The sequence below is a fragment of the Aeromicrobium sp. P2_G6 genome (genome assembly GCF_056403535.1).
Map to the genome: position 1 here is coordinate 436,531 of NZ_JBFUFH010000003.1, position 18,719 is coordinate 455,249.

The window sequence follows — 18,719 nt, forward strand, 5'->3', positions numbered from 1 at the left end:
GCCACCGCGCACTAGACCGTTGGTCATTTCATTCCTGCGACGCTGACTGGCCCGATTTGAGGGAGAATCGCGCATCTAGTGCGTCATGTTGTGCGCAGAAAACTCTTGTGCTCGAAACCTTGGTCTATGTTACGGTCCACTCCACCAATGATCGCGGATCACGAGGAGTGCGCATGGAACCATCTCGAGCAGACGGCCTCAATGTAGGCACCATCTCTCGATGGGGCATCGTCTTCATGGTCATCGCGACAGCCGCGCCCCTAACGGCGATGGCGTCGATCCTGCCGGTCGTCGTCGGCTTCGGTAACGGTGTCGGCGCCCCCGGCACGTACCTGCTCGTGTCGATCGTGCTGGCGGTCTTTTCTGTCGGCTACACGGCGATGAGTGCACACATCGTCAACGCTGGTGCGTTTTATGCCTACATCAGCGCAGGCCTGGGACGACAGATCGGCATGGCGTCGGGGCTGATCGCCGTGACCGCCTACAACCTGCTCACGATCTACGTTGTGGGGCTCATCGGCTACTTCGCTCGCCAAACCTTCGACGCCGAACTGGGCATCAACCTGCCCTGGTGGCTCTACTCCGCAGTCGCGCTCACGATCGCACTGATCCTGGGCATCCGCGGCCTCGAGGTCAACGTGCGCACCCTCGGATTCATCCTAATCGTGGAGAGCGGCCTCCTGGTCGCCTTCGACATCGTGTCGATCGCCAAGAACGGTCTCGACAGCCTTCCGGTCGAGTCCTTCAGCCCATCGCAAGTGTTTTCCGGCTCTCCCGGACTTGCGCTCCTTTTCGCCGTGACCTGCTTCATCGGGTTCGAGGCAACCGCCATCTTCGGCGAAGAGGCCCGCGACCCCCACAAGTCGGTCCCCCAAGCCACCTATTTGGCCATCAGCATCGTGGCCACGCTCTACGTAGTGACGACCTGGGTCATCGTCGCTTCGGCCGGCGGGACAGGTGCGAAGGAGGTCGCTGCGGCCGATCCCGGCAACTACACCCTGACAGCGTTGACCCACGTACTGGGTTCGGGAACGTCGTCTGTGGCCAGCTGGCTCTTGCTGTCCAGCCTCCTCGCGGTGCTCATGGCGCTGCATAACATGTCGGCGCGTTACCTCATGGCGTTCGGTCGAGAGGGCATCCTTCACCGGGCGCTCGGCCGGACCCACCCGGTCAACCGTTCTCCCAAGAATGCCGGCATCGCCCAGGCAGCTTTGGCATCTGCCGTCGCTGGAGTATACGCCGTCGTCGGCGCCGACCCCTACACCGACCTTGGGTCCCAGACCGGCGCTCTCGGCACGCTCGCGGTCATTGTGCTGATGGCTGCGTGCTCCTTTTCCGTGCCATTTTATTTTGCCCGTCGCGGACCGCTTCGCGTCTGGAATCACATCGTGGCACCGATCTCGTCAGGCCTGGCTCTGGGCTATTTCGCCTTCCTGGCGGTCGACAACTATTCCGCCGTGACGGGCAGCGCCTCGGATGTTGTCAACAGGCTCCCGCTCATTCTCGTGGTGATCGCCGTCGTCGGTTTCATTGTCGGAAGCCGTCGCAGCCAACCGGCGCTTCTTGACGCCGTCAGCGAGTCACCGTCGTCCACCAAGGCGCTCTTGCAGTCTGGCGTGACCGAAGAGACGAATGATGCCTAACCAACAACCGAACCCCTAGGCGCGGCGATATCGACATCCGGTTCACCCTAAGGATCGGGTCCTGACGTCGTGCTCATAAGCAGGGCTCAGGGACGACATCGCGTCGTGGGAAGCTCCCGCTAGGCGATTGTGCGACAGCTACCGGGTGACCGCCTTCGAGCGGCTCGGGAGGGCCACGAGCACGGCGGCCACCCCATCACATCGATCGCATGGCCGGCGACGCCCTCGGGCTCTTGAACGTGCTTGGGATACGCGCCGCTCACGTCGTGGGGAGCTCGATGGGCGGCGCCATCGCCCAGGTCCTCGCGGCGGTTGCTCACACCGGGTTTATACCGGGAGCAAATTTGTCACCTGGTCAAGCGTGGACGGACTCCTGACCGCGACCATCGCCAGCCTGACCGACGCGCGCCTCGCACTAGACGACCTGGTTTCGTGCGCACGTTGTTCCCATCGAGCCTGTCCCCCTCCTACGAGCGGGAGGTCGTCGAGGTCGGTCCTAGCGCGGGCTGGAGCCCCTGCGTGGCACACCTACCCGCCCGAGAAGTTCGTCCGTCAGGCGGCTGGGTTGCTCGATCACGGCGGCGACGCACTAGCACAATTGGTGGTCGAGCCCACGCTCGTTATTTGGGAGAGGACGACATCCTGGTCGGGCGCGCACGGTGAGCGCCTCGCCGGTTGGGTGCCGAGCCCGATCTCGGCGACGGTCCCCCGTGCCGGACACGCTGCACACCACGAGCGACCCGCCGAGTTCAACTCGCTACCGAGTCGTTTCTGGTCCGAGCACACGACGGGGACAGCCCCGGCGTGACTCGTCGACTAGTGCGCCGACGCGGAGTGTCTTAACGCACCGCGACCAACAGCTCGACCTCCACGGGTGCACCGAAGGGCAGTGCTGCCACGCCTACCGCACTCCTCGCGTGGACTCCCCGTGAACCGAATGCCGACTCCAGCAGGGTGCTCGCCCCGTTCGCGACCAGCGCCTGATCCGTGAAGTCGGGAGCGCTTGAGACGAAGACGAGCACCTTCACAACTTGCTCGACGCGATCCAAATCCCCGATCAAGCCCTTGATGGCGGCGATGGCGTTCAGGGCCGCTTGCTGGGCGCACTGCTGGGCGGTGGCCAGGTCGACGTCTACGCCGACGTGGCCCACGGCCAGGGGGCTCCCTCCGGTGAGCGGCACCTGCCCCGATGTCCAGATCAGTCGGCCGGACGAAACCGCCGGCGCGTAGGCCGCAACGGGCGGCGGCACGGTCTCCAGCCGAAGCCCGATCGCCTCGATGCGCAGTTCGACGTCTGACATTCCGTCTACCTCGTCGTTGGTACTCGTCCTGCTCACTGGAGGTCCTCTCGTGTCGTAGGTCCTGGATGGAATCTGGTGGGCGAGATCCGTTCGGGCACCAGCCCGAGTGCCAGCACGTCGGCGGGCGGCTGGTCACGGACGATGGCGGCGGCCGCGAATCGTGCTAGCGCCGGCGCCGTCTGTACGCCATAGCCTGCCTGTCCTGCTAGCCAGAAGAACCCGTCGACCTCCGGATCGGTGCCAACGACGAGGTTCTCGTCAGGACTGAAGGTCCGAAGCCCCGCCCACGACGCCCGGACGGACCGTGCCGGAATCGTCGTCAACTCCCGGATCTCGTCGAGCGAACGGGCGATCTCCATCGTGTCGGCGCGTGCGTCGGTCGGCTCGCTTGTGGTCCTGTCGGCCGGCGAGCAGAGCATCTGATCTCCTTCCGGCTTGGCATAGAAGGTCTCGTCGATGTCGTACAACATGGGCAGCGACGACAGGTTCACTCCGTCCGGTGCGGCTGTTGTGAAGGCCGTCCTACGCCGCGGGACGAATCCCAGGGGTTCTACTCCGGCCGCGATCGCGACGTGGTCGGCCCACGCACCGGCCGCGTTGACCACGGTCGCCACCCCGAGCGACGAGCCGTCGGCAAGATGGACGCTCCACCCTCCCTGCGAGCTGCGAAGGAGCTCCGTGACGGCCTGGCCGCGGCGCACCTGGCCGCCCCGCTGGCGGAACCCCCGCACGTATCCCTGATGAAGCGCGTCAACGTCCATCTCCATGGCCGATGGCTCAAACAATCCGAGCTCGACGACACCTTCGCGCAGGATGGGGCACAAGTCTCGCGCCTCGAGCGGACCGACCAGCCTCGTGTCTGTCACGAGGGCGCTGACGTCGTCGAACAGCTGCCGGAGGACAGCTCCGCGCCCGAGGCGAGCGATCTGCAGCAGCGGCCTCGGGCTGATGAGGTTCGCCTCGAACGTCTCGGGTGGTGACGCGAGAAAGGCGCGACTCGCCACGGTGAAGGCGCGGATGTCGGCCCCACCGTACGTCTCGAGGAACATGGCCGCGGAACGACCGGTGGCGTGGTGTCCGAGAGTGTCCTCCATGTCGACCAGCACGACGTCCGCGACGCCCGCCAGCTCGTAGGCGACCGATGCGCCCGCAATGCCACCTCCGATCACCGCGACGTCATGCGAGCCGACCGCGCCCTCGCTCTTGTCGTTCGCGACGCCGGTCATGAGGCGGGCAGGAAGATCGTCTTCACCTCGGTATTGGCCTCGAGCGCCTCGAGGCTGTACTCGCGACCCACGCCGGAGTTCTTGTAGCCGCCCATGGGCGCGGGCACGTGCACCGAGGTGTTGCCGTTGACCGACACTGCTCCGCACCGAAGTGCTCGCGCGACCTTGACGGCGCGTCCGGCGTCACCGGTCCACACCGAAGCAGCGAGCCCGTACTCCGAGTTGTTCGCCTTGGCAATCGCCTCAGCGTCGGAGGAGAACGTCTCGACAGTCACCACCGGTCCGAACAGCTCGGTGCGAACGATGCTCATGTCTGGTGCGGCGCGATCGACGACCGTGGCCTCGTAGAACCCCGCCGTCTCGGCCTGCCCCTCGGGGATCCGTCCGCCCGTGACCACACGCGCACCCGAGTCGACAGCACCACGGACGGCGTCGTCGACCCGGTCGCGGTGCTGCGTTGAGATCAGCGGCCCCAACTGAGTCTCGTCCGCCAAGGGGTCACCCATCCTCATGGCTGCGGCAGTGGCAGCGAAGCGTTCAACGACCTCAGCGTGGATGCTCTCGTGGACGAGCAGACGTGAGCGCGCACAGCAGTCCTGGCCCATCATCCCGAAGACCGCCTCAGGTGCCATTTCGCCGACACGGTCCAGATCGGCATCGGAGAAGACTATGGCCGCTGACTTGCCGCCGAGCTCCAGGGTCAGTCGTTTGAACGATGCGGATGCCGCTTGTGCGATCGCCCGGCCCGTCCCCGTCGAGCCAGTGAAGCTCACCAGGCCCACGCCCGGGTGAGTGACGAGTGAGGCCCCGACGCGTCCGTCGCCGCTCAGGATGTTGATGCAGCCATCCGGCACACCGGCCTGGACTGCCAGTTCCACGAAGCGGTGCGTCGTGAGGGGTGCAAGCTCCGAGGGCTTCAGCACAACAGCGTTACCGACTCCGAGCGCCGGCGCGACCTTGACCGCGGCGATGGCGAGTGGGCCGTTCCACGCCGTGATCAGTGCCGCCACCCCGACCGGCTCGCGCACGGTCAAGAGCAAGCCACTGTCGTCCGTCGGGATGGTGCGTCCAGTGAACTTGTCGAGGCCACCAGCGAAGTAGCGGATGATCTGGACAGCACCCTGGACCTGGCCACGTGTGACGGAAATCGGCATGCCGTTCTCCGATGACTCCAGGCGTGCGAGCTGTTCGGCCTCTGCCGCCAGCAGGTCGGCCAGGCGGTAAAGCACCGCGGCACGAGTGGTGGGCGATTCGGCGGCCCAACCGAGCTGGGCTGCTTGGGCTGCCAGCACCGCCGCGTTCACGTCCGCCTCGCCGGCGGCGGCGACACGTCCGACGACCTCGCCCGTGCTGGGGCTGCGGACCTCGAACTGGCCCACGCCGTCGCGGAACGAGCCACCGATGAACAGCCGGTGCTCCCGAGTCAGGTCCAAGTCAGTAGGCAAGGTAACCACCGTCGACGACATAGTTCTGCCCGGTGCAGAAGCTCGACTCGTCGGACGCGAGGAACAAGGCCATGTTGGCGATGTCCTCCGCGGTGCCCCATCGGCCGAGCGGGACCGTAGTGACATAAGCATCGCGCGTCTCCTCCGAGACGCGACCCACCAACGGGGTGGCGATGGGACCCGGCACGATGGCGTTGACCCTGATCTGCTCAGGGGCGTGCTCGACAGCCAGGCTGCGGGTCAGAGAGACCACGCCGCCCTTCGCTGCCGTGTAGGCGTCCGAGGCGCCGCTGCCAACTCGGAAGGCGCCGACCGAGGAGCAGTTGATGATTGATCCGCCGCCTCGACGGCGGAGCGCGGGGATGCCGAACTTTGCGCCCAAGTATGTTCCGGTCAGGTTGATGTCGATAGTCCTGCGCCAGATGTCCTCAGTCAGCAACGGGGACGGAGCGTCCGTGACGCCCACCTCATAGCCGTTGACGGCGTAGTTCCAGTAGCCGGCGTTGTTGTACAGGATGTCCAGCCCGCCATACGTCTGCTCGGCGAGCGCGATCATCGCCTCCACATCGTCAGCCCGGGCCACATCGGCGACACAGGCCACGGCCTTCCCACCTGCCGCGATCACCTCGTCCACCGCAGTCTGGGCGCCCTCGGCGTTCACGTCCGCGCAGACCACGGCTGCACCCTCCGCGGCGAAGCGGAGCGTCGCCGCGCGGCCCATGCCGGACCCGCCACCTGTGATGACGGCAACCTTGTTCTTGAGTCTCATCGTTAGACCACCTCGAAGTATCTCCGGATTTCCCAATCCGGAATGTGCTGGGCCGCAAGGCGATTCCATGCGGCTTGGTCGTGTCGCCGGGAGGCGACATAGAGGTCGACCATGTCGTCCCCAAGCCACTCCCGTGTGYTCGCGGAGGCGTCCAGCGCATCGGCCGCTCCGTCGAGGCTCGTCGGTAGTGGGGCGCCGGGCTGGGCCACGCTCGGCTCGCCCGGTTCCAGCCCCTGCTGAATTGCGTCCACGCCGCCTGCCAGGCAGGCGGCGATGGCGAGGTATGGGTTGAGGTCGGCGCCTGAACGCCTGAACTCGAAGCGACATGCGGACTCCCCCGTGGTGATCGCGCGGACGGGGCTCATGCGCTCGTCCCACCCCCACGAGACCTGCAGGGGCACGAACTGTTCCGGCTCGTAACGACGGTACGAGTTGACGAACGGAGCGAAGAACGCCCCACACTCGCGGGTAACCCGCATGAGTCCGGCCGCATAGCTGAGCCCTTCGGGAGACATTGTGTTCTCCGCGCCTCCCCAGAAGGCGTTCTTCCCGTCCCGCCACAGGCTCTGATGTAGATGCCCCGAGGAACCCTGCTCACCGGGGATGGCCTTGGCCAGGAAGGTGACAATCAATCCGTGGCGGCGAGCGACATCGCGGGCGAGGATCTTGAAACGCGCGGCGGCATCCGCCGCTTCCAGAGCGGGGGCCGGCGCGATGGCTGCCTCGAGCATGCCGTTGCCGATTTCCGACATGACGGTCTCAATCGGCGTGGCGTAGGCCGCCATCGCTGCGGTCAGCTCGGCAACGAACGCGGCATGGTCGTCCAGTCGGAGAAGGCTGTACCCCTGGTTGGTGTACGAGGGCCGGGTCATCGATGCTATATCGCCGCGGCGACGTGCCCGCTCCGAAGCCTCGTCGGCCGTGAAGACCCAGAACTCGAACTCCACCCCGAAAGTGCCCGCAAACCCCGCAGCCGCGGCACGATCAATCACCGACCGCAGGACGCTGCGGGAGTGCAGCCCGTGCAGCTCTCCGGTGGAGGTGATCCCGTCACCGAGGACCGCAGCGACGGTCGGGGCGCCAGGCACCTTGCGCAGCGTCGACCAGTCCGGCGCGATCAGTACATCGGGGAATCCGGACTCCTCACGCCCGATCGGCACGTCCACCATTTCGTCCTCGGTCGTCATGGCCAGATACGCTTCCGGAAACTGCACTGGCTTCCCGCTGACGAACTTGCTCGGGATGATGTTCTTGCCGCGAAGAAGTCCGTTGATGTCCGGCGTCTCGATCCGAATCCGTTCGACGGGCGGCCCGTCGAGGTGGTCCAGCGCTTCCTGGATGTCCTCGGTGTGGTTCATGAGTTGCCCTTCTCTCGGTGGCCGCTTGCGATACGGGCCTGCTCGACCAACCATCCGAGGACCGGGTCGAGCGGAGCCAGGAACTCAGGGTGCCACTGCACGCCGATGGCGGGCACGTCCTTCACCTCAATCGCCTCGACCACTCCGTCGGCAGCTCGCGCGGTCACGATCACACCAGCTCCGAGCCGGTCGATGGCTTGGTGGTGAAGGGTGTTGACCTCGACCGAAGCACCCAGGATCCCGGCGAGGACGCTTCCGGCGGCGATCTTGACGGATTGGGTCCGAGCCGATGCCGGGACCGAGCGGATGCTGTGCATCTCATCGTCGACATCGACCAGCGATCCGCCGAGCGCGACGTTCAGCACCTCATGCCCGCGACACGTGCCCAGGATCGGCGTGCCGGTCCTGAGTGCTTCCTGCGCCAAGCAGATGTCGAATGTGTCTTGGCCCTCGTCGTAGTCGGTGGCACTCGGTCCGGCTTGACCTCCGAAGCGCTCTGGGTGGATGTCCTGGCCGCCGCCCAGCACAATGCCGTCTAGACGCTCGACCAGGGTCGCCACGTTCGCCTCACGAGGAAGGAACACAGCAGAAGCGCCCGCCCTCGACAGGTGCTCGGCGTATACGGGGAAAAACGTGTCGACCGAGAACCCGCCGAGGGCCGTACCGTCGTTTGGGTGGGTCACGTGTGTGGGGAACCGGCGACCGGTGATCCCGATAACAACCATGAGGGGAAGGGCCCGCCGCTCTCGAGTCGATTGGTCTAGATTCCATACCTTATGAATGGTCTAGAGCCTATACCGAAAGCCTCTTGGGCGCAAGCAAACCCCAATATCCGGTCCGCCCGGTGCGATCTGACTGGCGGGACGGACCGCAGAAACGCGAGTCGTGCGTACCCTTACGCACATGGCAGAACGAACCGTCTCCATCGCGGCGACCATCCAAGGCCCCTCGCACCCCATCTCCGGGTACGCAGAAGTCGTCGATTACATCCGGCGCGAGATCTCCCTGGGTCGACTGCTTCCCGGCGACCGCCTGCCGGCGGAACGCAAGCTCGCCGAATCACTCGGCGTCGCTCGGGAGACCCTCCGACAGGCGTTCCGGGTGCTGGAGGGCAGCGGCCAGATCACGATCAAACGCGGCACGTCCGGTGGCGCGATCGTCCAGGACAACAGCGTCGCCCCGGAGGTCGCCATCCACGAGCTTCGGCAGCGGCGAGACGCCCTCCTCACGCTCCTGGAGTACCGCGAGGAGATTGAGACGATAGCCGCTCGATGGTCCGCGACGCGACGATCCGAGGCGGACCTGGAAGCCATGCAGGAGGCCCAAGAGGCCCTGCGCCTGGCCACCAACAAGGACGAGTCCCGGCGCGCCGACACCGCATTCCACCTCGCGATTGCAAGCGCCGCCGGCAATCCGCACCTGTCCGCCTCTATCGAGGATGCCCGCGCGAGCATGTTCCACCCCGTCGACCTGGCTGCGTTCGTGTTCGCGAAGGAGTCGAGTCACACGCATCACCAGCTCGTTCTCGACGAGATCGCCAAGGGCGACGGTGACGCCGCCTCGGCGGCCATGAGGCGCCACATCCAATCGTCGAGGCTAGAAATGCTACGCCTCATGGAGGGTAAGAGCCTCGAAGATCCGTGACCGCTCGCCGCGCGCTGACCGGCATCGCATCGGATGCGGCCCGCGGCCCGGCACACGACGTTCTGACTTCGCGACTCAGTGCTTGAACCTGGTCCGTCAGCCTCTTGATGACAGCTGTCAGGCCGTCTCCTGCGAACCGGTCTCCTGAAGCGATCCGGCACATACTCGACGATCAGCTGCACGGCCTGCCTTTGAACCAACGCTTCGGACAACGCCCCGAGGTTCACGTGGCCGCCGTCTGCGACCGTGCACGCCGCTAAGGCCACCGTTCCTCCCCAGTCAGCGTGGTAGTAGGCAGTCGGAACGGCCACGCACGACTCGCGGGCCGATCAGTAGATCACCGCTATCCGCCCGACAGAAGACCGCCAGCTGACGAAGGCATGCTGGAGGCGAGAGCGATGGCCAAATCGATCGCGCGCCACGGCCGAAACTCACTTGGCCCGGCACACGCAACCCAGCTGAGCACATTCGGCGTCGCGGATCGTTGGAATGCGCCAGCGCGCTCAGAGAGTTGGGAGAGGCGTTGAACGACCCCAGCCGGCGTCCTCCGTGAGACGGTCCAAAAGCGGCTGCAGGCGATAGTTGATCGGAGTCCCCACCGAGAAGCTCGAGGTGGTCTTGCGAACGCCTTCGATGTCAACGATCGCTGCGGTCAACGCTTGCAAGGCACCGAGCGAGCTGATGGCAACGTGCACAAGCAGATCCTCGCGGCCGGCTTGAACCTTCACCTCCAGCACCTCCGGTAAATGGCGCAAGCCGTCGATGACTTCAAGCATCCGCCGCTGGTCGAGCTCAATGCTGACCAGTGCCTCCACCGGCATACCTACGGCAGAAAGATTGATGATCGGTCGGAAGCCCATGAGGATCTCCGCCTCCTCCAGACGACGGATGCGCAGCTGGATGGTGTTCCGGCTGACACCCAGGTCTGCGGCAAGCTCGGCGATGCCGACCCGGGCGTTGGCCGTGAGCTTGCCGAGAATCTGAACATCGAGACGATCAATGGTTGTCACAGTGCGAGCCTCGCATTCGAATTCGTCATCCTACATTGGCGATCTGACATGTTGTTACGCGAAGTATTGACGCCTTCGGCATCTGAGGCAAACATTACCTGACCGATACGTCAGCGAGACCCGTTGACACCGGCCAGCCCGAATCGCTCACGAGGCGGCGAGGCCGACACGAAGGGGCGCGATCAATATGGCAATGCGGATGATGAACCACCTGCTCGACTCGGGGGAGGTCTTCGACCGAGTGGACGAGCTTGGTGAGGCGAATCACGAGATGGTCGTTCATCTCAGGGATGCCGAGTCGGGCCTTCGCGCCATCGTGAGCGTGCACGACACCACGCTCGGACCTGCCCTCGGTGGAACCCGCTTTTATCCCTACAGCAACGAGGGCGAGGCACTGACGGACAGCCTGCGTCTGTCCCAAGGCATGACGTTCAAGGCCGCCGCCGCGGGATTGCCCCTCGGAGGAGGCAAGGCGGTGATCATCGGTAACCCCGCAACACTCAAGACGCCCGCTCTCCTGCGTGCTTACGGCAGGCTCCTCGACCGGCTTGGCGGCACGTACATCACGGCAGCGGACGTCGGAACGACTTCAGCGGATCTAGACCTGATCGGCGAGACGACCACCCACGTGGTCGGTCGAAGCAAGGCATCCGGCGGCTCCGGGGACAGCGGGTTCTCGACCGCCTACGGCGTTTTTTGCGCGATGCGCGCGGCCGCATCAGTCGCCTGGGGTAATGGTGGCCTCAACGGGCGCACCGTTGGCGTCGAGGGCGCAGGAAAGGTGGGATTTCACCTTGTGGGCCTCCTCCTGGAAGAGGGGGCAACCGTTCTCATCTCTGACCCACACGAACCTGCTCTGGTCAGGGTCACCGAGGCCTACTCGGGCGCAGTGATCGTGCCGGACGTTCTGGACCGACGCCTGGATGTCTACGCACCGTGCGCGCTCGGGGCGACGCTGACGAACGAGTCCGTGGCGTTCCTCTCCGCACGAGTCGTGTGCGGCGCTGCGAACAATCAGCTTCTGCACGACGGCGTCGGAGAGATGATGAGCCTGCGCGACATCCTCTGGGTCCCAGACTTCGTCGCGAACGCCGGCGGGCTCATCCAGGTCGGTGGGGAGCTCCAACGCAAGTCTGAAGATGACGTGCTCGACGACGTCCAGAACATCGGCTCGACGGTGGCACAAATCCTTCGAGCATCACTCGAGAACCACGTGTCGACGAGTCATGCCGCGAGGGTGCTCGTGGACCGGCGGCTGCAGGCTGCCCGGCGGGGTGAGGTCGCATGAACGACCTGCGCCTGTTCGTCGTCACCGTCGCCCTGGTCAGCGACGGAAGCCGTGCCAATCTCTTCGCGATGGCATCCGTATTGCACCGCCGAGGGGTCGAGGTCGTCGAAGCAGACCTGACTCGGCCGTCGCACGGGCGCCGCGTGTTCAGCGCGACATTCAGTGCAGAACCGCGCCGCGCGGACACGGTCCTCAAGTCGTACGAGAACTTGGTCGACGTCCTCGACGCAAGCCTCTTCGAGGCATTCGACAAGCGCACCCTCCACGTCGAACCACTAGTGCGGTCCGGCACCTAGCCCGTAGCACTTTCATCTGCTCTGCGCATCCAGCGACGGGCCGATCTCCCGATCCACCACGCCCCAAAGCATAGGAGCACCATGAGTCCCCACACCGCAACCCCGGTGAGTGGTCATGACCACTTCGTCGATTCGGCGCCCGACAAAGCTGGTCAGCCGCTGTTCCAGATGATCGATCCCGACGGCAAACCGACCTCGATCGGCCAGTCCATAGGCATCGACGTCGAACTCGCCCAGGACCTGTACACGGACATGGTCATCGCCCGTCGCCTGGACAAGGAGGCGCTGGCCCTCCAACGACAGGGTGAGCTCAGCCTGTGGCTGATGAGCTGGGGCCAGGAAGCCGCACAGATCGGCTCGATCCGCGCACTGCGAAGCAGCGACATGGTCTTCCCCAGCTACCGCGAGCACGGTGCCGCGCTGTGCCGCGGCATCACGCCCGCCGACCTGATGAGGCAGTGGAAAGGGGCAGCGCACTCGGGCTGGGACCCTGAGGAGTCGCGCTTCCACATCTACTCGTTGGTGCTCGGCACCCAGACGCTGCACGCCACCGGGTACGCCGCCGGAGCTGCCTACGAAAAGACCGATGAGGTCGTCGCGACGTACTTCGGCGACGGCGCAGCCAGCCAGGGCGACGTCAACGAAGCGTTCAACTGGGCCGCGGCAGGTTCGTTGCCGGTCCTCTTCTTCTGCCAGAACAACCAGTGGGCGATCTCCACGCCGACTGCGACCCAGATGCGGACCCCTCTGCACGCCCGCTCGGCCGGTTTCGGTCTGGATTCGTACCACGTCGACGGCAACGACGTCATGGCGGTTCATGCGGTGACGCAACGGGCCGCGTCGCGGATCCGTGAGGGAGGCGGACCGGCCCTCATCGAGGCGCAGACCTACCGATTCGGCGGACACAGCAGCTCGGATGACCCCAAGCGCTATCGCTCCGAAGATGAGTTCGCGGCATGGGAGCTCAAGGATCCACTCACGCGGATGGAGTCGTACCTCCGAGGCGTCGGGCTGGGGGATGGAGAATTCTTCGACGCTCTGGAGACCGAGGCTGATGACTTCGCCGCCACTGTGCGAGCGGCCTGTAAGGACATCACAAGCACACCGATGAGTGAGCTGTTTGCGCGGGTGTATGCCGAGCCGCACGACTCGCTCGCCAAGGAGCGGGAGGCGTATCTCGCCCAAGCGCTGTCACTCGGAAAGGAGGCGTGACATGACCACATCCACCTTGGGCGGCGCCATCAACGCTGGCCTCCGCAAAGCGATGGAAGGTGACGACCGAGTCGTGGTGATGGGCGAGGACGTCGGCGTCCTGGGCGGCGTCTTCCGCGTGACAGACGGGTTGCGGAAGGACTTCGGCGAGGATCGCGTCGTTGACACGCCCCTCGCGGAATCAGGCATCGTCGGGACCGCGATCGGGCTGGCTCTGAGGGGATACCGGCCGGTTTGCGAAATTCAATTCGACGGCTTCGTGTATCCGGCGTTCGACCAGATCGTGAGCCAGCTCGCCAAGATGCGCGCGCGATCGGGCGGGCTGATGTCCCTCCCGGTCGTTATACGCATCCCCGTCGGCGGCGGAATCGGAGCTGTCGAACACCACAGCGAATCCAATGAGGCGTACTTCGCCCACACCGCGGGATTGCGCGTGGTTTCTTGTTCGAACCCTGACGACGCCTTCCACATGATCCAGCAGGCCGTCGCTTCGAACGATCCGGTGATCTTCTACGAGCCGAAGCGGCGGTACTGGGACAAGGGGGAGCTCTCCGAAACAGCCAGGCGCGGGCTGCACCAAGCGTCCGTGCTGCGAGAAGGTACCGACTGCACGCTGGTCGCTCACGGGCCGACCGTCAAGACGGCGCTGGCGGCGGCTAACGCAGCGGCCGAGGACGGATTCTCCGTAGGAGTGGTGGACTTGCGATCCATCTCTCCCTTGGACGTCGACACCTTGCAGTCCGTTTCGGCCGGCACTGGGCGGGTCGTCGTTGTGCACGAGGCGTCAACCTTCGCTGGGATCGGCGCGGAGATAGCAGCGTCGATCAGCGAGTCCTGCTTTTACGAGCTGCAAGCACCGGTTCTTCGCGTCGGCGCGTACAACATGCCCTACCCGCCGGCGTCCGTCGAGGACGAATTCCTGCCAGATGTCGATCGTGTCCTGGCTGCGGTCGACCGCAGCCTCAACTACTAGAGAGCGAGCACCATATGATCGAGTTCGCCCTTCCAGATGTCGGCGAAGGTCTGACCGAGGCCGAGATCATCACGTGGCACGTCACGGTCGGAGACTCCGTCAACATCAACGACACACTCGTGGAGATTGAAACCGCGAAGTCGATTGTTGAGCTTCCCTCCCCAGCCGCCGGGGTCATCACGGCCTTGCATGTTGATGAGGGCAAGACTGTCGACGTCGGCACCGTGATCATCAGCATCGAGGACGGCGTGGCAACGTCTGGCGGCGAACCAGGAGACGGGCCTGCCGCGGAGCCCGTAGTCGTCGAGGCTCCCGCCGAGGCTGAGGAGCCCCTCGTCCTGGTCGGAAAGGCGCCGACCGAGGCCGCGCCGCGCCGTCGACGCCTCTCCCGCTCCACCGGAGCCGTCGCAACACCCGTTGCCGCGGCAGGTGCCTCACTGTTCGCCGATCACCCCGTTCGAACCAAACCGCCGGTCCGCCTCCTTGCGAAACAGTTGGGGGTCGATCTCGCGACCGTTGCGCCCTCCTCTGGCAACGTGATCACGCGCAAGGACGTCGAAGCGGCTGCCTCCACAACAGAGCATGTCTCACCCGCCGATCCAGTCGACGCGCTCCGGGAGACCCGCATCCCGATCAAGGGCGTCCGCAAGGTCACGGCCGCTGCGATGACCAAGTCGGCGTTCACCGCTCCCCACGTTACGGAGTGGTTGACCGTCGACGTCACCAACACGATGGACATGGTCAAGCGCCTCAAAAAAGACAGGAGCTGGCAAGGCGTCCGGTTGACACCATTGGTATTCGTTGCTCGGGCGTTCCTCCTGGCGATCAAACGCTTTCCGGACATCAATGCTCGTTGGGATGACCAGGCGCAGGAGATTGTCCTGCAGCACTACGTGAACCTCGGTATCGCGGCTGCCACTCCGAGAGGGCTCATGGTGCCCAACATCAAGGATGTTGACACCTTGGACCTGACGGGACTTGCCCACGCGATCGACGCGTTGGTGCAGACCGCGAGGGCGGGCAAGACCTCTCCAGAAGAGATGTCTAGAGGCACCATCACCATCACCAACATCGGTGCACTGGGAGTCGACGCCGGCACACCGATCCTGAATCCCGGCGAGTCCGCAATCTTGGCGTTCGGCGCCGTTCGGGAGACACCATGGGTCGTCGACGGCCAGATCGTTCCCCGCATGGTCACTCAACTCGCGATGTCCTTCGATCACCGGCTCGTTGACGGGGCGCTCGGTTCCCAGGTGCTCGCCGAGGTCGGGCGGCTGCTCCGAGATCCTGGCGAGACATTTCTGTATGTGTGAGACGCGAGTGTGAACAGCTTGGGATTCCTGGCGCTGACCGTCTACATGAAGCAGGACCTCGCGGAAGTGGCGAGGGTCTTGCAAATGCTAGTCAAGCAACCGCTGGGTATCGAGCGCTTCAACGTCCACCTAGCACCTACCGACGTCGCGACCGTCAAGGGCCTCGAGCGTATGCAGGAACCGGTGATCCGTTTGGCCATCATTGGGACCCCGCGATCTGACAACGAGGTTGAGAGCGCGACGAAGGCTCTCAATCGGTTGATTTCCGTTTTTAAGGTCGTAGCCGATCAATACTGAGCTGCTCAACGCTGAGCTTGTGACGCATCCGCGATGCGGCCACGCCGCCGGTCGACGGCCACGATGACTAGTCGAGCCGCTGCTCCCTGTTCGGCCGTAGATCGTCCAGAGCGCACACATGCTGTAGTCGCCTCCGCCAGTGCACACTGTGCGGGCAGGTCCGGGGTGTTCTGATTTCCATCCGTGTCGGATCGCGTGCGGGCACGCCGCGAAGTCTGGGCGCCCGATCGTATGGAGCTTCGCGCCCGAGAGTACTGGTTTTTGCAATTACGAGACCCGGGATACTACGACGGTCCAGCGCTGGCGCCGCCGAACGAAATCCAGCCCGCCACCCGACCGGGGCCGGGGCCGGCGCCGGGGCCGCGGGATCCTGCCCCTAGCTGGCGGCATCTCGCTCACTGAGCCCGGCGCCGGCACTTGCGCACACCCAGGCACACGCAATCCACGATGGTTAGGAGCGGTCTCGACTCGCTCGCTGGCGAAATTGCGGCGGAGAGACGCGCGGCTATGAGTTCGCCCCTGTTGCGTGGATCGCTAGTCGCCTTACGTCCAGAACGTGCGCTCACAACCGATTGAGGTCTGATCCTGGTTCCATCCGGTCAGGTCAACTGAAACTCACCGCACCGAGCATCGATCTCGCCAACCTCCCACGCTAGGGACAGACCAGTCGCTTCGCTGACGTCAACATGCACGAGAGCGGGCCCCGACGAATCGTCGGGGGGCCCGCTAACGTGGTGGTTCGGCTTCAAAGTCTGTTAGCTGAGGTCCTTCACGATCCCGAGCTGCTGAAGGATGCCGCTGTCCGCCAGCCACTGGTTTGAATCGACCAACGGCGGAAGCGCCGCCGCCGTCTTGGCGCCGTCAGGAAAGTACTCGTCGACGTCCGTCTTAGTCAGCACAGCTTGAGGCATGGCCGTCACGTGATCGGTCGGCTTCGTCCCGTCCACCATCGCCTGGGCGGCGGCGGTGGCGTAGATGCCCCAGTAGTCGAGGAACACAGCGCCCTCGGCGACCCATCGAGGATCGTTCTTGAGGGCGTCGACGGCAGCCGTGGACCCGCCGGTCCCGCCGACGAGGAGGTTGTCATCGCCGGCAAGGCCTGCGTCCTCGAGTGCGCGGATTGCGCCGAGCGACGCATCGTCGGCGACGGTGAACACGATGACGTGATTGTCCTTGGGGATCTTCGGGATGAGGTTCTTCACCGCGGAGAACGACCCGTCAGTGGAACCGGCGGTGTCGAATTGGAATGCGTTGTCGTCGAGTTTCGTCGACTTGACCGTGAGCTCGCCGGGGTCTGCGTATCCCATGACGGGCGCGAGGGTCTTGTAGAACTCCCAAGCGCCGGCGTTCACCGACTCTCCTGCGGCGGCGAAGTCGCCGATCAGGACAGTCGTGTTGGTGGAGTTCCACCCCCGCTTCTCGGCTTCGTCAGTCACGACCTTGGCGGCCTGCTGTCCGATCGGGACGTTGTCAATATTCATGAACGTGCAACCGGGGGTGTCGTTGTTCAGGCTGACGCAGGGAATCTTGGCGTCGGAGAAGACCGTCCCCAAGCTCTTAGTCACGTTGGTAACCGGGTAGTTGATGATGGCATCGGGTTTGTCCTGGACCATCAAGCTGGCGTTCTTCAACATGGTCGCGGGATCGAGGTTGTTGTCGTACCACTTGATAGCCACGTCGAGTTGCTTGGACTTGATCTGCCCGTCGAGGCCCGTGTGGACCGAATTGAACAGGTCGCTCGCCTCCGTCGCGTTGGCGAACGAGATCTTCAGGGACGAGTCGGACGAGATGCCCTGTCCGCCTTCGCTGCTGCCGCATGCTGCGAGCACCGCAATGCTTGCGAGGGCAGCCACCATCGGCAGACAGTGCCGAGTAGGTCGATTCTTCATCAGTTCTCCTTGTCGGGTCGTGCAGCCTGGCCGGCGCGGGGGGTGCGCGGCAGGGATCTGGGGAGGTGGACGCGGCGGATCTTGCTGATGCCAACTGCCAGCAGCAGGACCACGCCGGTCGCGATGGTTTGATAGAACGAGGGCACGCTGATGATGGACATCCCATTCGACAGGACACCAAGGATCAGGACGCCGATCATGGTTCCCGGAACGCCGCCGACGCCGCCGGTCAATGCTGCGCCACCCAGGATGACGGCGGTGATCGCCGACAGTGCCGAGTCGCTTCCGGCTGTGCCTGAGCCGGTCTGCAGTTGGCTCGCCAGGACGATGCCGGCCAAGCAGGCGGACACTCCAGAGACCACGTAAGCCCCGATCAGCACGGCATTGACCCTGATCCCGGCAAGGCGTGCAGCTTCGAGATTGCCGCCGGTCGCGTAGAGATAGCGCCCGTAGACCGAGCGACGCATGCATAGGTGAACCACTATGACCAGGCCGAACAGAATCCAGACATAAGTGTTGATGTCCAGGAAGGATTTTCTCGCGATCCACGCGGCGTCCGGCTCCGTGAACGGAATCTGGACGCCGTTGGCAACGGTGAGCGCGATGCCTCCGAAGATCGAGGTGGTCGCGAGCGTGGCGATCAGAGGGTTGATCTTGAAGAAGGCAACCACCACGCCGTTGGCGAACCCGCACAGGGCTCCGAGCAGAAGCACCGCAGCGGTCGCCATCACGACGCTGGAGCCGTCGTTGGTCATGGTGGCGTAAACGACACCAGCGAGGGGGACAGTGCCACCGACTGACAGGTCGAAGCATCCCGCGACAATCACCAACGTCGCTCCGACTGCCACCAGAGCGATGACGGATGATCCGGTGACGATGTTCAGGGCGTTGTCGGCCGACAGGAACTGATCGCTTCGGGCCGTGAAGTAGGCGACCAGCACAAGCAGAAACGCCAAGAGTGTTGCGGTTCGCAGCGCGGATTCCGACACTGTGGGAAGACGCGAGGCCAACGGAGGTGGAGGGCGGGTTCCTTCCGGCTGAGCGGTCATGTTGGC

At 64.7% G+C, this 18,719-nt stretch carries 17 protein-coding genes; 8 read left to right on the forward strand and 9 right to left on the reverse strand.

Annotated elements, in window-relative coordinates; genetic code table 11:
- Positions 1 to 56 precede the first annotated feature (56 nt).
- Positions 57 to 1,643 carry an APC family permease gene (locus AC1DVU_RS13070; protein WP_476922876.1) on the forward strand — a complete coding sequence of 529 codons (1,587 nt, stop codon included), beginning with the start codon at positions 57 to 59 and terminating at the stop codon, positions 1,641 to 1,643.
- An 839-nt stretch (positions 1,644 to 2,482) separates the two neighbouring features.
- Here AC1DVU_RS13070 and AC1DVU_RS13075 read toward each other — a convergent pair.
- From AC1DVU_RS13075 to AC1DVU_RS13100, 6 genes are read right to left on the reverse strand one after another with little or no spacing between them, the layout of a single operon-like run.
- On the reverse strand, positions 2,483 to 2,944 hold the full coding sequence (locus tag AC1DVU_RS13075) for a RidA family protein (protein ID WP_476922877.1): 462 nt from the start codon (positions 2,942 to 2,944) through the stop codon (positions 2,483 to 2,485).
- 32 nt (positions 2,945 to 2,976) lie between these two features.
- Positions 2,977 to 4,170, reverse strand: a complete 1,194-nt coding sequence (locus AC1DVU_RS13080) for an NAD(P)/FAD-dependent oxidoreductase (RefSeq protein ID WP_476922878.1) — start codon at positions 4,168 to 4,170, stop codon at positions 2,977 to 2,979.
- The gene (locus AC1DVU_RS13085; protein WP_476922879.1) at positions 4,167 to 5,615 is read right to left on the reverse strand and encodes an aldehyde dehydrogenase family protein; all 1,449 of its coding nucleotides are present in this window, start codon (positions 5,613 to 5,615) and stop codon (positions 4,167 to 4,169) included. Before AC1DVU_RS13085 ends, AC1DVU_RS13080 begins: the two co-directional genes overlap by 4 nt.
- Positions 5,605 to 6,384, reverse strand: a complete 780-nt coding sequence (locus AC1DVU_RS13090) for an SDR family NAD(P)-dependent oxidoreductase (protein ID WP_476922880.1) — start codon at positions 6,382 to 6,384, stop codon at positions 5,605 to 5,607. The genes AC1DVU_RS13085 and AC1DVU_RS13090 overlap by 11 nt, the downstream gene beginning before the upstream one ends.
- A gap of 2 nt (positions 6,385 to 6,386) precedes the next feature.
- Positions 6,387 to 7,742, reverse strand: coding sequence for a type I glutamate--ammonia ligase (locus AC1DVU_RS13095; protein ID WP_476922881.1), 1,356 nt, complete (start codon positions 7,740 to 7,742; stop codon positions 6,387 to 6,389).
- On the reverse strand, positions 7,739 to 8,425 hold the full coding sequence (locus tag AC1DVU_RS13100) for a gamma-glutamyl-gamma-aminobutyrate hydrolase family protein (protein WP_476922882.1): 687 nt from the start codon (positions 8,423 to 8,425) through the stop codon (positions 7,739 to 7,741). The genes AC1DVU_RS13095 and AC1DVU_RS13100 overlap by 4 nt, the downstream gene beginning before the upstream one ends.
- Before the next feature lie 220 nt (positions 8,426 to 8,645).
- Here AC1DVU_RS13100 and AC1DVU_RS13105 point away from each other — a divergent pair, with 220 nt between their 5' ends.
- Positions 8,646 to 9,386, forward strand: a complete 741-nt coding sequence (locus AC1DVU_RS13105; protein ID WP_476922883.1) for a FadR/GntR family transcriptional regulator — start codon at positions 8,646 to 8,648, stop codon at positions 9,384 to 9,386.
- Between the two features lie 503 nt (positions 9,387 to 9,889).
- On the opposite strand, the gene AC1DVU_RS13110 is transcribed toward AC1DVU_RS13105, so the two are convergent.
- The gene (locus tag AC1DVU_RS13110; protein ID WP_476922884.1) at positions 9,890 to 10,396 is read right to left on the reverse strand and encodes an Lrp/AsnC family transcriptional regulator; all 507 of its coding nucleotides are present in this window, start codon (positions 10,394 to 10,396) and stop codon (positions 9,890 to 9,892) included.
- Between the two features lie 187 nt (positions 10,397 to 10,583).
- Between AC1DVU_RS13110 and AC1DVU_RS13115 the strand changes: the two genes are divergently transcribed.
- From AC1DVU_RS13115 to AC1DVU_RS13140, 6 genes are all read left to right on the forward strand, one after another.
- Entirely contained in the window at positions 10,584 to 11,684 is a 1,101-nt protein-coding gene (locus tag AC1DVU_RS13115; protein ID WP_476922885.1) for a Glu/Leu/Phe/Val family dehydrogenase, read from the forward strand.
- Positions 11,681 to 11,980 carry a hypothetical protein gene (locus AC1DVU_RS13120; protein WP_476922886.1) on the forward strand — a complete coding sequence of 100 codons (300 nt, stop codon included), beginning with the start codon at positions 11,681 to 11,683 and terminating at the stop codon, positions 11,978 to 11,980. Before AC1DVU_RS13115 ends, AC1DVU_RS13120 begins: the two co-directional genes overlap by 4 nt.
- 81 nt (positions 11,981 to 12,061) lie before the next feature.
- A complete protein-coding gene (locus AC1DVU_RS13125; protein ID WP_476922887.1) occupies positions 12,062 to 13,192 on the forward strand; it encodes a thiamine pyrophosphate-dependent enzyme in 1,131 nt (376 codons plus the stop codon).
- A 1-nt stretch (position 13,193) separates the two neighbouring features.
- The gene (locus AC1DVU_RS13130) at positions 13,194 to 14,165 is read left to right on the forward strand and encodes an alpha-ketoacid dehydrogenase subunit beta (protein WP_476922888.1); all 972 of its coding nucleotides are present in this window, start codon (positions 13,194 to 13,196) and stop codon (positions 14,163 to 14,165) included.
- Between the two features lie 14 nt (positions 14,166 to 14,179).
- Positions 14,180 to 15,478 (forward strand): dihydrolipoamide acetyltransferase family protein, encoded by a 1,299-nt coding sequence (locus AC1DVU_RS13135; RefSeq protein ID WP_476922889.1) that lies wholly within the window; start codon positions 14,180 to 14,182, stop codon positions 15,476 to 15,478.
- Between the two features lie 9 nt (positions 15,479 to 15,487).
- On the forward strand, positions 15,488 to 15,775 hold the full coding sequence (locus AC1DVU_RS13140) for a hypothetical protein (RefSeq protein ID WP_476922890.1): 288 nt from the start codon (positions 15,488 to 15,490) through the stop codon (positions 15,773 to 15,775).
- Between the two features lie 755 nt (positions 15,776 to 16,530).
- Here AC1DVU_RS13140 and AC1DVU_RS13145 read toward each other — a convergent pair.
- Positions 16,531 to 17,664, reverse strand: coding sequence for a sugar ABC transporter substrate-binding protein (locus AC1DVU_RS13145; RefSeq protein WP_476922891.1), 1,134 nt, complete (start codon positions 17,662 to 17,664; stop codon positions 16,531 to 16,533).
- Positions 17,664 to 18,713 (reverse strand): ABC transporter permease, encoded by a 1,050-nt coding sequence (locus AC1DVU_RS13150; RefSeq protein WP_476922892.1) that lies wholly within the window; start codon positions 18,711 to 18,713, stop codon positions 17,664 to 17,666. Before AC1DVU_RS13150 ends, AC1DVU_RS13145 begins: the two co-directional genes overlap by 1 nt.
- Between the last annotated feature and the right edge of the window lie 6 nt (positions 18,714 to 18,719).